We start from the raw sequence: 12,313 nt of genomic DNA, 5'->3' as shown, positions 1-12,313 counted from the left end.
AAACCAGGATGCGCAGGGTTTTTCTTTTGAGCAGTTTGTTACTGATCGTCCCCGCAATGTCTTACGGGGCAACGCAGGATACCCCGTCATCATCGGTTTCAGAGCAGAAGAAAACGCACTATACGGTAAGGCATCTGCATGAAATCTATTTTGATGCAGCGCGTCAGGGGCGCAATGATATTCTGGAAGGGCTGATCAAACAGGGTTTCAATCCCGATATCCAGGATGAGAAGGGTTATACAGCTCTGATTCTGGCTACTTATAACGATCACCCTGACACTGTGGAGCTTCTTTTATCTCATGGAGCTAAGCCATGCGGAAAAGACCATAAAGGTAATACAGCGCTGATGGGGGCGGCTTTCAAGGGAGAGAGCGCTCTTGTGCGCCGTCTTGCAAAAGCAGGATGCCCGGTTGATACGACCAACCTTACCGGCCAGACCGCGTTGATGATGGCAGCCTTATTCGGGCGCAATGAGACGGTCAGGACATTACTTGAGCTCGGGGCAGACCCCCTGCTTCAGGACGATAAAGGGGAAACGGCCTATAGTCTGGCAAAAGCGCAGAATAGCCAGAGCACGGTTGAAATCCTGCAGGATGCGCAGTCCAAACGGCTTATGCGCCGTTAATCTGAGCCTTATTGATCGCTATAAACCTGCCCTGTCGCCCGGGAAATCCAGATATGGTGGGTTTTAAACCAGTCCGCGCCGAGAAGCATGTCAATATGGGGTTCTGTCGGGGCGATTGTCAGGACCGGGTTACGAGTCAGTTCCGTGCCGATACGGAGCTGGCGGAATTTATGCCACTGATAGCGTCTTTCCTTTGAGCCGATTCCCGTACTATAGCCGCCTGGGTCCTGAGCCAGCTCTTCATTGCTCAGGCCGATTTTATGGGCAAAAGCAAGGCTCAGTATGTGGGAGCGGGCGCCGCTATCCAACAAGGCCACCCCATCATGACCATCCAGCTGAAAAGGAATCAGGAAGCGATCTGCCTTGCGCTGCGTTGCTAACATCTCGCTCTTTTTTCCATGAGTCTGAACCTGCCAATGAGGTGGCTTCAGGCACATCTGCGATCCCAGATGAACCTGCCAGAGAGTCAGCAGGTTATGAGGCAGATCGAAATCAAGGTCATATCGGCCGAGAATATCCATTCCAATCAGCCCGAGCAGAGGGGGATGAAGCAGGGGCGCACCCGGAAGGTCCCCGATGGGGAAAATATGATCTCTCAGACGTAATGTGCCGAGGCTAAGCGAATTGACCGTCAGGCTGGGGACGATATGACCACTGCCATCGGGCCCTGAAATAAGGGTTTTAAGCGTATTATCTGGAGAGAGGGTGAAACGTCTCAGAGCTTCAGGGGTTAGCAGGCTTCCTTCTGAGCCGGTATCAATAAGAAAAGAGAGGTCATTGCCCTCAACCTGCCCCTTTGTCGTGATGGTATAGTCCGTATCAGTCAGAGACAAAGTCGCGATATGGGTGAAGGAACAGACTGTGCCGGCTTTGGCAGAGGAGAAAAGGAGGCTTCCAAGAAGCACCGTCATAAATAGCAGATAATTCATGATGATTTGACGTTAGCGCGTGGATGAGCTTTCTGCCAGACGTCCATAAGATGGCGTTCATCTGCCAATGTATAAATCTGTGTGGAAGAGAGGCTGGCATGTCCCAGAAGTTCCTGGATGGCACGCAAATCAGCCCCTCCCTGCAGAAGATGAGAGGCAAAGGCGTGGCGCAGGGCATGTGGTGTTGCAGAATCAGGAAGGCCCTGAAGTTTGCGCCATTGCCGCATGGCACGCTGTGCCACACCGGGGTTAAGAGGGCCCCCTCGTGCCCCGCAGAAGAGCGGCTCCGCAGGAAGGGGTGAGGGGTGAACCTTTAACCAGGCATGAAGGCTTTCGCGAACTTTGGGTAAAACTGGAACAAAGCGTTCCTTCCCGCCTTTTCCCTTAATCAGCAGGACATCCCCTCCTGAGCGGTTCAGGTCTGAAATGGTGAGTGATAAGGCTTCGCTGATACGAAGGCCCGCCCCATAAAGAAGTGTGAAAAGAGCTTCATCACGCAGAGCCATAGGGAGTGTGTGTTCCTGCTCGGCAATGCCTTCCGGGGCTTTCTGGGCATCTTCTATCGTGAGAGGGCGTGGCAGACGGGGTTTCAGACGGGGGGCATTCAGCTGGAACAGGGCCTGTTGATCGAGGTTATGCTCTTTTTTCAGGTAGCTGAAGAAGGAACGCAAGGCAGAGAGGCGCCTCGCCAGACTGCGGGCTGTACCACCCTTGTTATCATGGTGGTGCAAACCTGATTTTTGCTCTGATTTTCGTGTTTCATAGGCAAGCCAGCTTCTGAAATCAGAAAGTTCCAGATTTTTGAGATCCTGAGATGTGGGTTCACGGCCTAAATGTTTCTGGAAGAAATTGAGTGCCTGCACGCCATCATGACTGTACGCTATGATTGTTTTGGGGCTGAGATGTCGGTCAAAATCGAGCCAGTCCTTCCATGCTTCAAGCAGAGTAAAGGCAGAAGTGAGGGGCGAAGAATTTTGAAGAGTCATGAGAATCTGGAGCAGAGCGGGTTAATCTTGAATATGACAAAAGATAGTTCCGGCCCCGATGTTACTCTAAAAAAGGAAGATGGGAAAAGGATTCGTCATGCTGTCCTGATTCCCAGACCGTTCCCGCAGCCTCTGGATTATTGTTTTTCCCGTTCTCTGCCGCCCGGGACATTGGTTCAGGTCCCTCTTGGCCGTAAAGAGATTATGGGGTGCGTGTGGGACCCGGATTGGCGGGAGGCCCTGCCTGTTGATTTCCGTCCCGACAGCCCCGAACGTGTTTTTGAGCTTGGGCGCCTGAAAGAAATTGACCATGTTGTGGAACATATTCCGCCATTGCCTGAGAGCTTGCGCAGATTTATCGACTGGCTTTCAGCCTACACGCTGAGCGCCCCCGGTATGGTTCTGGCAATCGCTTTGCGCGTCCCGCTGGCGGGAGGATTCCGTCCTGTGACAGGCTGGATTGCGACTTCTGACAAGCCTTCCCCCGCATTTCGTCTGACCCCTGCGCGCCGTGCTGTTTTAGAAATTGCCTCTGTTACTGAGGCAGAAACGACCCAGTCTTTGAGTGAGAAAAGTGGTGCCAGTGCGGCCGTTATCAAGGGACTGGCAACGCAGGGACTTTTGAAGGAAGTCCCTCTGGACGTCTTTTGGGATGAAAAAAAGCCCGAGGCACAGTTCCATCCCCCTCTTTTATCTGAAGATCAGCAGGAAAGTGCTGATATCTTGCGGGAACGTGTCAAAAAACAGGAATTCAGCGTGACCTTGCTTGAAGGTATGACAGGGTCGGGGAAAACCGAGGTTTATTTTGAAGCGGTGGCAGAAGCGCTGGAGCAGAAAAAACAGATTCTGGTCCTTCTTCCTGAAATTGCGCTGACAACCCAATGGGTGGAGCGGTTCACAGCACGTTTTGGTGTGGCGCCTGCCATCTGGCACTCGGATCTGGGAATCAAAAAACGCCGGGAGGTATGGCAGGGAGTGGCTTCAGGGGGCGTGGATGTCATTGTGGGAGCACGTTCGGCTCTCTTCCTGCCTTTTACCAATCTGGGCCTCATTATTGTTGATGAAGAACATGAAAGCACTTTCAAACAGGAGGAAGGGGTTCTTTATAACGGACGTGATATGGCAATTGTCAGGGCCCGTCTTGTGTCAGCGCCAGTGATCCTGGTTTCAGCAACGCCCTCTCTTGAAACAGTGGTGAATGTTGAGCAGGGGCGCTATTTCCACGAAAAACTTCATGCCCGCCATGGGGGTGCAGAATTACCGGCAATCAGCCTGATTGATATGAAAAAAGAGGGGCCGGAGCGTGGCGTGTTTCTCTCTCCCTTCCTGTGTGAATCCATTGAGGGAACCCTTGCCCGTAAAGAGCAGGCTATGCTGTTTCTCAACCGCCGTGGCTATGCTCCCCTGACATTGTGCCGGGCCTGTGGTTATCGTTTCCAGTGCCCGCATTGCACAGCCTGGCTTGTTGAACACCGGGCGCGTGGGAGAATGGCCTGTCATTATTGTGAATATACCCAGCCCATCCCGACACATTGCCCGGAATGTCAGGCAGAGCACAGTCTTGTGCCGATCGGCCCGGGGGTGGAGCGTATTGAGGAGGAAGCCAAAGAACGTTTCCCACATGCCCGCATTCTTTCCATGGTTTCGGACACACTCACAACGCCGGGTGCTACGCAGGAGGCTGTCAGGAAGATTTCCGAAGGCGAGGTTGATCTTATCATTGGGACGCAGATTGTCGCGAAAGGATGGCATTTCCCGAATCTGACATTGGTGGGTGTTGTTGACGCGGATTTGGGGCTTGGTGGTGGTGATCTGAGAGCCGGAGAGCGCACCATGCAGCTGCTGCACCAGGTTTCAGGCCGGGCGGGAAGAGGGGAAAAACCAGGTCGGGTCATGCTGCAAAGTTATGTGGGCGATCACCCGGTCATGCAGGCCCTCATTCGTAATGATCTTGAGGGCTATATGCAGCAGGAAGCAGCTTTGAGAAAGCCTGGTTTCTGGCCACCTTACGGGCGGCTGGCTGCTTTGATTGTCAGCTCACCCCATGAAAAACTGGCCGATCAGACTGCCCGTGATCTCGCCCTTCAGGCACCGGAAGGACAATTTATCCAGATTCTGGGTCCGGCCCCTGCGCCTTTGGCTTTGTTCCGGGGGCAACATCGGCGCAGATTGCTGTTACGCACGCGGCGTAACATCGCTGTGCAGCCCCTTATCAGACACTGGCTGGAACGAGTTAAAGTCAGTCGTGAGGTCAAAATTACAGTTGATATCGACCCCGTGTCCTTTATGTAAGGCTGACACCTACCTTATGAGCGACGACGGAAAAGGCCCATAACAGCCCCTGCAATGCCGATAAGTGTCACAAAATTGCGGAGCCATGGCCTGAATTTCTGAGGGCCGAATATGACCAGAAGCATCGTGCCTGTCATGACGACTTCCCCGGCCCGTACTTTATAAGCGTCAGGGATTTTTCTGTTCTGACTATGCTCTTTGCCAAGATGCTGAAATTTGAATGACATACGACCTCTTGCGCGGAAACGTTATAGGAATCGAAGGTATAGTATAAATAAGATTCTTTAAAATAATCATTATAAAATATTCATGAAATCACAATAAGATGTTAACTATACAGGCTTGTTATAGTGCGATGAATGTAGGAACGGTTTTAAAAAAAACGCCTGTCAGAGGACGGGCTTTGGTTGGCTGAATTTATTTCGGTATCGATTTCATTAGGAGGACTGCTTTCCGGTAAGGAGGCAGAACTCCGCCTCCTTACCGGAATGTTGTAACTTTTAAGGGTTATGCGACGTTCTGGAGAACGTCATATCCTTCAAAACAAGGTGGACCGACAGTCAGGCCTTTAGAGCGGGGAGCCTTGCTGTGAGCCAGTTTGAATGCTTCTGAGTTTGTCCAGTTTATGAAGTCCTCATAACTTTTCCAGACTGTATGAGAGACGTAAAGAGTGTGGTCGTCTGTCGTTTTTCCCCGGAGAAACTGGAAGGAGATGAAACCCGGCATTTTTTTAAGATGAACTTCCCGGTTAAGCCAGTTCTGTTCAAAAGTCTCTTCATGACCCAGCCCGATCTTGAAACGATTCATGGCGATGTACATTTTTGCTTCCTTTCTGAAAATCATGACAGGCGAGGACCATGTCATGAGCGAGGAGATAAGGGCGGTTTGTTTGTTCGTGATGTTTGACAATGGAGGAAGGTAACCCGAAGACAGAGCCGATGATGGCATCTGTCAGGACCGATTGAGGCGGTCCCTGGGCGTAAATTCGGCCTTTCTGAAGAAGGATTATATGGTCTGCAAGGGCGGAAGCCCAATTCAGGTCATGGAGAATAATGAGCGCAATCCCTCCTTTTTCGACATGTTTTTTGACAAGAGAAAAGACGAGAAGATGCTGGGCAGGGTCCTGAGCTGAAAGAGGTTCATCAAGCAGGAGGAGCTGACATTCCTTTTTCCGGTTAATGTCTAATTGCAGCAAAATACGTGCGAGATGGGCGCGCTGTCGTTCACCGCCGGAAAGCGTTTGTATGTCCTGCTCTTTTTTGGAATTGAGATTCACAGCTTCAAGAATGTCTGTGACGTATTCATCCTGAGTCTGTTTTGAAAGAGGCCCCTCAAGGCTTTGGAAAGCCATGCCAACCAACTCTGTTACAGAAAAAGAGGCTGTTATGAGACTTTCCTGAGCCAGTAAGGCACGTTTTTGTGCCAGAGCTTTTGGGGAAATTGTTTTGATATCGATATTATTGAATGCTATTTTTCCTACGCTGGCACTTTTGAGGCCACCAGCCAGTTCCAGCAAGGTGCTTTTCCCGGCTCCATTGGGGCCCAGAAGGGCGATAATCTGGCCACGACTTGCCGTGAAACTGATATTTTCAAGCAGGAAATTGTTGTTGATCCGGTAGGATACGTTTTCAAAGATGAGGGTCATGACACAAAATTCCTGGAGCGGGTTCTGGTTAGTAACCAGAGGAAAGCGGGAGCCCCCAGGGCCGCTGTGATAATACCGACAGGGACTTCAGCTGGTGGAGCAATGAGGCGGGCTGCCGTATCTGACCATAACAGAAGTATTGCGCCAGACAGGGCACTTGCCGGCAGGACAGTCCGGTGATCCGGTCCTGTCACAAGGCGCACAAGGTGTGGCACAATGACGCCAATAAAGCCGATAACACCCACGAAAGACACAATGGGTCCTGTTGCAAGGGCAACGCTGAAAATGGCCAGTTTTTTAAAGCGCTCAACAGGGTGGCCCAGAAGAATGGCTTCTTTTTCACCAAGCAGGAAAGCGTTCAGCGTATGTCTTAAAGAGAAAATCAGTCCCACTGAGATGAGAAAACAGGGCAGTAAAATCAGAATATTTGACCAGTTTGCGCCTGCCATACTGCCAAGATTCCAGAAAGTGATATCACGCAAGGCTGTGTCATCAGCGTGAAAAACCAGAATGCCTGTAATGGCAGATGCGAAAGCTCCGATCGCAATTCCTGCAAGAATAACCAGAGTGGTTGAAAGTCCCTCCTGACGTCTGGAGACATAATAAAGGAGTGCGGTTGTCATAAAACCACCTGTTATGCCGGAAAAAGGAAGAGACCATTTTAGAAAGAGCGTCTGATAAAGTGGGTGTTCATGAAACACCGTTCCAGCACCCAGTGAGCTTTCCAAAACGATGCATAATGTCGCCCCTAAGGCCGCGCCAGAAGAAACGCCTGTAAGACCCGGATCAGCAAGAGGGTTGCGAAACAATCCCTGCATCACAGTCCCGGAAAGGCCAAGAGCCGCCCCCGCCATAAGAGAAAGACAAATGCGCGGGAGGCGTATCTGTTCTATGACAAACAGATTCAGGCTGTGTTTCTGACCACTCATGATGGTGAATCCTGTCGCTCCCAGTAAAGAGGAAATGATCGCGGAGACAATGAGTGTCATGAGAAGCAGCAGGATTATTACGGCAGCTCGGGGGCGGAATACAGCCATCAGAGTGCCTGGAAATGATCGAGTGTCTGGGCGAGTGACAAGGCAGCTTCAGCCGTATGAGGGCCGAACCCTAAAAGCTGTTCTCCCTCCATGGCAATGAGAGTCTTATTTTTCCCCGCCGGTGTGAGCTGGAAGGCAGGGTCTTGCGCCATTAATGTTTTTACGGCGTTTTCGCTCTGGGTCATGGTGAGAATAACATCAGGTTTTAAAGCTGCGATGGCTTCACTATTAAAGATTTTATACCCTTCCATGTCGCGGGATATGAGAGCGCCCCCGGCCAGTGTGATGATCTGCTCAGACGCTGTATTTCGGCCCGCAACGAGCGGGCGCCCATTGACAACCTGAAGGATAAAAAGAACTTTTTTCGGGTTTTTATGGCTTTGTCGCCATTGTGCCAGTGTGTCCCATTGAGACTGGATCATCTGGCATAATGCTTCACCTTTTTGGGGATTTTGCATTAAGCGCGCCAGGAGCTTTGTACGACGAATCACCGCTTCGGGAGAGGGGGTGGCTTCTATAAAAAAGACTGGAATGTGAGAGGCAATCAGCTGGTCCAATGTTGTGGCAGGACCGGCATCATTACTGACGAGAATCAGGTCCGGCTCAAGAGAGAGAATTCCTTCAGGAGAAAGCGCGCGCATATACCCGAAAGAAGGCTTTTCTTTTAAAGCCTGTGAGGGTCTCGTCGAGGTGCTGTCAATTCCGGCAATTCGTTCGGAAACGCCAAGTTCATAAAGTGTTTCGGTTATTGTTCCACCAATGACGGCTATGCGCTGCCAGTCCTTAAGAGTGATGGAGCGGGCCCGGCAGTCTTTTATGATGTTGGTTGTTGCGGCCTGTGCAATGGGACATAACGCCGTAAGAAAGGCGCCTAGTCCCAGTGTTGAAACCTGGCGCCGGTTTAAGATGAATCCTTTTGAGACAACTTCACGCATAAAATGCTCCGAGAAAAAGAAGAACTTTTTTGCATGATTTTTATGTAAATGAGAATCATTCGCATTGCAATAGATAATCATTATCATTTAGATGAGGGTGTTTCTCTCTTCATGAATGGATGATGAAGCCATGTCTCATTTCTTTTTTCCCTTGGGAAAACCTGCGGTTATTCCGGTTCGTGCCACATTATGCTGCCTGTCTTTATGGGGGAGTGGCGCTTTGTCTGAAGGGCAGGAAACTGCGCAATCAAGCGGCCTGTCTCCCTCTGAGAGTCCATCCATTTCCTCGTCTGATGCCGATTCGGTATTGGAGCTTCCTTCAATAAAAGTGATGGGGAAATCCAGCCCCATGACTGTGCCTCAAGCCTCATCTGTGGTGTCACGCAAGGAAATGCTGCGTATCCAGCCGACTGAACCTTACGGTATTTTGCAAAATCTACCGGGTGTCTTTTTTCAGAATGACGGAACGCCCGCTTTGTCTGTTTCCATGCGGGGTATGCAGGATTTCGGGCGCGTTAACGTCATGATTGATGGAGCGCGGCAGAATTTTCAGGAAAGTGGTCATGGCGCGAATGGAAGCGTCTATGTCGATCCGGCTCTTCTTGGAGGAATGGACGTAACGCGTGGAACTGTTTCCACCGCTGATGGAGGGGGAAGCATCGGCGGGAAAATGAATCTTCATACGCTGGATGTCGATGATATCGTTGACCGAGGCAAACAATATGGAGGGCTTATAAGGGGCATTGGAGGGACAAATAATTATGACGGCTCCGGAATGATTGGCTTTGGGAGCCGTATCAATGATGTCATTGGAATCGCAGCGGCTTATAGTATGAGAAGTTCAGGTGATTATGATGATGGAAATGGAGACCGTGTGGCCCATACATTTCAGCGCCTTCAATCAGGTTTATTCAAAATTGACATCAAACCGGGAGAAGACCAGATCCTGAAACTGGGAGCCGTGATTTATCATAACCAGTTTGGTGTGGGGGCTGAAGGAATACCGACCTCTGACGAAGTACAGAACAATACCGGCACCATTGATTACACCTATAAACCGTCTGATAATAAATGGGTTTCCCTGCATGCAAAGGGATATGTTGTCAGCACGAACATGTCCAATTACACGCCATCTTTCCAGGCTGTCACAACAGCTGCCGCTGACTTAACTCATTACGGTCTAACAACGTTAGGGTTTGAAATAGATAATACGTCCCGTTTTAAAGGTGGCCCTGTGAATATGTCTTTAACTTATGGGGGCGAATATTATCATGACCAGGTAAATACAAAGAGCAGCACAAATTATACAGGGGCCACGCCCAGTGGAGGCAGAGAGGTGGGAGGGGCTTTTACAGAACTGACAATGGGGTGGAAAATCCTGCAATTAACCGGTGCTGTACGTTATGACCGGTTTCATCTTTCAGGGAAGGGGCATAATGAATTCCCCGGTATTGAGGACATGCCTGTAGGGGACTTCCGCGTTAACCGGAGTATAGATGCTGTCAGTCCCAAAGTGACATTTGCGGTCACTCCGGTAAAAGGGCTGCAATTTTACAGTAATTACGGTCTGGGATTTCGCCCTCCTGCAACAACAGAGACACTTTATTCCGGTTCACATCCCGGGTTGGGATTTGTAAAATTTGTCCCCAATCCATACCTTCAGCCAGAGCGGACTTATGGGTGGGAAGTGGGTTCAAAACTTGATTTCCATAGTGTTTTCGCCAAGGACGATCATATAGAAATGGACGTCGATTATTACGACACCCGTATCAAGAATTATGTCGGGCAGACTCTGATTAAAGGGGGCGCCACACCGGGTGTCTTTCCACCTATTCCCAATTCAGGATATCTTTTTAAAAACATCCCAGGCAACAGCTATACACGTGGGTTTGAAGGGCAGATACGCTATGATTCAAGCCTCTTCTTCGGTTCACTCTCTTATACGAATACGACAACAAAACTGGCTGAGCATGATTATACCGGATATGGACAAATCGTTACGACACCGCCACGAAATGTCATGGCTTCTACGATCGGGGTCCATTTATTGAAAAACCGTCTTGAATTAGGTGGCCGTATAAGAGCCGCTACAGGGACAACCGGTCAGCCAACAGGGCGTAATGGTGCGACTGAGCGTGGAGGTTACGTCGTATTTGACCTTTTCGGCTCGTATCAGATTACCAAAAGAGTGCAGATCTTTACGAGTGCGGATAATGTAACCAATAGGCGTTATTATAATAGTTCACTTTCCACCATTCCTAATCAGGGGTTAACCGTGATGAGTGGAATTAATCTGGCCTATTCAGAATAGGCCAGATTAAAAGCAGCCTGACAGTGAATCAGGGTTGTATCAAAGACAGGAACACTGACATTGGTGTCGTTTAGAAGCATTCCGACTTCAGTGCAGCCAAGAATGAGGCAATCAGCCCCTCTTTTGACAAGATGTTGTGCAATTTCTTCGAATTCTTTCCGGCTCTGCGGTTTTATAATGTCTTTGCAAAGTTCTTCATAAATGATCTGATGAATTCGGGCGCGTTCGTCAGGCTCTGGAAGAACAGGATTTAAGTCTGCTTCTTTGAGAAGGTCTGTGTAGAAATTCTGTTCCATTGTAAAAGCGGTTGCGATGAGTCCAGGCCTTTTAAGTCCTTTTTCGAGAATGGCGTCTGCGGTTGCGGTGGCAATATGAATAAAAGGAATGGAAACACCTTCCATCATGGCAGAGGCGAGCTTGTGCATTGTATTCGTTGCAAGGATGATAAAATCGGCCCCACCAGCTTCCAGCGCTCTTGCTTCCTGATTGAGAAGAATGCCGGCTTCTTTCCATTCTCCACGTGCCTGTAAAAATTCAATGGAGGCAAAATCAAGCGAGCGAATAAGAAGTTCAGGAGAGTGAAGGCCTCCCAGCTTTTTCTGGGTGATTGAACAAAGCTCGCGATAATAAGTTTGTGTAGAGGCCGCAGACATACCTCCCAGCACACCAATTATTTTCATCGTGATCTTTTCCTGTTTTGTCAGTCATCCTGACCGAAAGCGGATTGTTCAAAATGTTTGAGCAGTTTTTCTTTCTGAGGAAGAAAGGGAACCCGCTTCAGCACTTCACGAAATGCATGGAGGGCTTTGAGATCCTGGTGAAGATTTTTTTCGGCCTTTGCCAGAAGCAGCCAGCTTGCGGGGTCGTCGGGGTCACCCTGTAAGGAGACGGCAAGATCCTGCACGGCGCCGGTCGGGTCATTGCCCTTCAGGCGGGCAGAGGCCCGGAGCCGTCTTAAGAACGAGTTTTGTGGCTGAAGGCTGAGAGCTGTTGAAAACAGAGACTCCATAGCAGAGAAATCATCTGTTTCTTCTTTTTCCCCGGCCGCTTTGACTAATAAACGTGTTGCCCCATCTAATGTGGCATGGCGCAGTTTTTCGGCTTTTTCCCATAACTTCTCGGTTTCTTCTTCATTTTTAGCGGAAGCGAGTGCTTTTTCTGTCTCTTGAAGCGCTTTTTTCTGCATCGCTGCCCGGGATTCTTTTTTAGCGGTTGGGAGAGGAGCAGCGCAGAGGGGAGAAGTGGAAATTGCCGGGAGAAAAAGAGTGGATACAAAAAGAGCCCCAAACCATACGGCAAGAGGCTTCTTTCGTTGTTTCAGTACGACAACCGGAATAACGGCTTTATACGAAAAAAAAGCCAGTAATTTTTCCGGAAAAGTCGAGTCTGACCTCAATGAGAGTCTTAACCCTGACGGGCTTTCAGACGAGGATTCTTTTTATTGATGACGTAAACACGGCCACGACGACGAACGATGCGGCAGTTTTTGTCACGAATCTTAGCGGACTTAAGGCTATTACGGATTTTCATGATCCAGGCTCCCAACCAAAAA

13 protein-coding genes are annotated in these 12,313 nt (G+C 49.8%); 3 read left to right on the top strand and 10 right to left on the bottom strand.

What is annotated here, in order from left to right; genetic code table 11:
- Positions 1-8 precede the first annotated feature (8 nt).
- Positions 9-626 (top strand): ankyrin repeat domain-containing protein, encoded by a 618-nt coding sequence (locus ACSYSY_RS08355; protein WP_491707106.1) that lies wholly within the window; start codon positions 9-11, stop codon positions 624-626.
- A gap of 8 nt (positions 627-634) precedes the next feature.
- Here ACSYSY_RS08355 and ACSYSY_RS08350 read toward each other — a convergent pair whose 3' ends face one another.
- Both ACSYSY_RS08350 and ACSYSY_RS08345 read right to left on the bottom strand, forming a co-directional pair.
- Positions 635-1,555, bottom strand: a complete 921-nt coding sequence (locus tag ACSYSY_RS08350) for an aspartyl protease family protein (protein ID WP_491707105.1) — start codon at positions 1,553-1,555, stop codon at positions 635-637.
- Positions 1,552-2,541, bottom strand: coding sequence for a tyrosine recombinase XerC (locus ACSYSY_RS08345; RefSeq protein WP_491707104.1), 990 nt, complete (start codon positions 2,539-2,541; stop codon positions 1,552-1,554). Before ACSYSY_RS08345 ends, ACSYSY_RS08350 begins: the two co-directional genes overlap by 4 nt.
- Before the next feature lie 33 nt (positions 2,542-2,574).
- On the opposite strand from ACSYSY_RS08345, the gene ACSYSY_RS08340 reads away from it, so the two are divergent.
- A complete protein-coding gene (locus ACSYSY_RS08340; protein WP_491708259.1) occupies positions 2,575-4,833 on the top strand; it encodes a primosomal protein N' in 2,259 nt (752 codons plus the stop codon).
- A 14-nt stretch (positions 4,834-4,847) separates the two neighbouring features.
- Here the strand turns inward: ACSYSY_RS08340 and ACSYSY_RS08335 are convergent, their stop codons facing one another.
- From ACSYSY_RS08335 to ACSYSY_RS08315, 5 genes are all read right to left on the bottom strand, one after another.
- Positions 4,848-5,060, bottom strand: a complete 213-nt coding sequence (locus tag ACSYSY_RS08335; RefSeq protein ID WP_491707103.1) for a hypothetical protein — start codon at positions 5,058-5,060, stop codon at positions 4,848-4,850.
- Positions 5,061-5,340: 280 nt separating this feature from the next.
- Complete coding sequence (hmuQ, locus tag ACSYSY_RS08330; protein WP_491707102.1) at positions 5,341-5,652, bottom strand: heme-degrading protein HmuQ; 312 nt, start codon at positions 5,650-5,652, stop codon at positions 5,341-5,343.
- Positions 5,609-6,478, bottom strand: coding sequence for an ATP-binding cassette domain-containing protein (locus tag ACSYSY_RS08325; protein WP_491707101.1), 870 nt, complete (start codon positions 6,476-6,478; stop codon positions 5,609-5,611). Before ACSYSY_RS08325 ends, hmuQ begins: the two co-directional genes overlap by 44 nt.
- The gene (locus tag ACSYSY_RS08320; protein WP_491707100.1) at positions 6,475-7,515 is read right to left on the bottom strand and encodes a FecCD family ABC transporter permease; all 1,041 of its coding nucleotides are present in this window, start codon (positions 7,513-7,515) and stop codon (positions 6,475-6,477) included. The genes ACSYSY_RS08325 and ACSYSY_RS08320 overlap by 4 nt, the downstream gene beginning before the upstream one ends.
- The gene (locus ACSYSY_RS08315; RefSeq protein ID WP_491707099.1) at positions 7,515-8,450 is read right to left on the bottom strand and encodes a heme/hemin ABC transporter substrate-binding protein; all 936 of its coding nucleotides are present in this window, start codon (positions 8,448-8,450) and stop codon (positions 7,515-7,517) included. Before ACSYSY_RS08315 ends, ACSYSY_RS08320 begins: the two co-directional genes overlap by 1 nt.
- 130 nt (positions 8,451-8,580) lie before the next feature.
- Here ACSYSY_RS08315 and ACSYSY_RS08310 point away from each other — a divergent pair, with 130 nt between their 5' ends.
- The gene (locus ACSYSY_RS08310) at positions 8,581-10,761 is read left to right on the top strand and encodes a TonB-dependent receptor domain-containing protein (protein ID WP_491707098.1); all 2,181 of its coding nucleotides are present in this window, start codon (positions 8,581-8,583) and stop codon (positions 10,759-10,761) included.
- Here ACSYSY_RS08310 and ACSYSY_RS08305 read toward each other — a convergent pair.
- The 3 genes from ACSYSY_RS08305 to ykgO are packed head-to-tail and all read right to left on the bottom strand — an operon-like array spanning position 10,749 to position 12,291.
- Positions 10,749-11,414: an aspartate/glutamate racemase family protein gene (locus tag ACSYSY_RS08305; protein WP_491707097.1), complete on the bottom strand. Its 666-nt coding sequence runs from the start codon at positions 11,412-11,414 to the stop codon at positions 10,749-10,751. The genes ACSYSY_RS08310 and ACSYSY_RS08305 overlap by 13 nt on opposite strands.
- A gap of 47 nt (positions 11,415-11,461) precedes the next feature.
- Positions 11,462-12,157 (bottom strand): tetratricopeptide repeat protein, encoded by a 696-nt coding sequence (locus tag ACSYSY_RS08300; RefSeq protein ID WP_491707096.1) that lies wholly within the window; start codon positions 12,155-12,157, stop codon positions 11,462-11,464.
- An 8-nt stretch (positions 12,158-12,165) separates the two neighbouring features.
- Positions 12,166-12,291, bottom strand: coding sequence for a type B 50S ribosomal protein L36 (gene ykgO / locus ACSYSY_RS08295; protein ID WP_489805518.1), 126 nt, complete (start codon positions 12,289-12,291; stop codon positions 12,166-12,168).
- Positions 12,292-12,313 lie beyond the last annotated feature (22 nt).

It is taken from the genome of Aristophania sp. ESL1100 (assembly GCF_058511235.1).
Note: the sequence above shows the minus strand (reverse complement) of the source record. Positions and strands in the feature narration are given on the sequence as shown.

Coding starts and splice junctions, on each gene's coding strand:
- ykgO (WP_489805518.1), bottom strand. CDS start 12,291: ATGAAAATCCGTAATAGCCTTAAGTCCGCTAAGATTCGTGACAAAAAC.
- hmuQ (WP_491707102.1), bottom strand. CDS start 5,652: ATGTACATCGCCATGAATCGTTTCAAGATCGGGCTGGGTCATGAAGAG.
- ACSYSY_RS08335 (WP_491707103.1), bottom strand. CDS start 5,060: ATGTCATTCAAATTTCAGCATCTTGGCAAAGAGCATAGTCAGAACAGA.
- ACSYSY_RS08320 (WP_491707100.1), bottom strand. CDS start 7,515: ATGGCTGTATTCCGCCCCCGAGCTGCCGTAATAATCCTGCTGCTTCTC.
- ACSYSY_RS08315 (WP_491707099.1), bottom strand. CDS start 8,450: ATGCGTGAAGTTGTCTCAAAAGGATTCATCTTAAACCGGCGCCAGGTT.
- ACSYSY_RS08345 (WP_491707104.1), bottom strand. CDS start 2,541: ATGACTCTTCAAAATTCTTCGCCCCTCACTTCTGCCTTTACTCTGCTT.
- ACSYSY_RS08305 (WP_491707097.1), bottom strand. CDS start 11,414: ATGTCTGCGGCCTCTACACAAACTTATTATCGCGAGCTTTGTTCAATC.
- ACSYSY_RS08325 (WP_491707101.1), bottom strand. CDS start 6,478: ATGACCCTCATCTTTGAAAACGTATCCTACCGGATCAACAACAATTTC.
- ACSYSY_RS08340 (WP_491708259.1), top strand. CDS start 2,575: ATGACAAAAGATAGTTCCGGCCCCGATGTTACTCTAAAAAAGGAAGAT.
- ACSYSY_RS08310 (WP_491707098.1), top strand. CDS start 8,581: ATGTCTCATTTCTTTTTTCCCTTGGGAAAACCTGCGGTTATTCCGGTT.
- ACSYSY_RS08355 (WP_491707106.1), top strand. CDS start 9: ATGCGCAGGGTTTTTCTTTTGAGCAGTTTGTTACTGATCGTCCCCGCA.
- ACSYSY_RS08350 (WP_491707105.1), bottom strand. CDS start 1,555: ATGAATTATCTGCTATTTATGACGGTGCTTCTTGGAAGCCTCCTTTTC.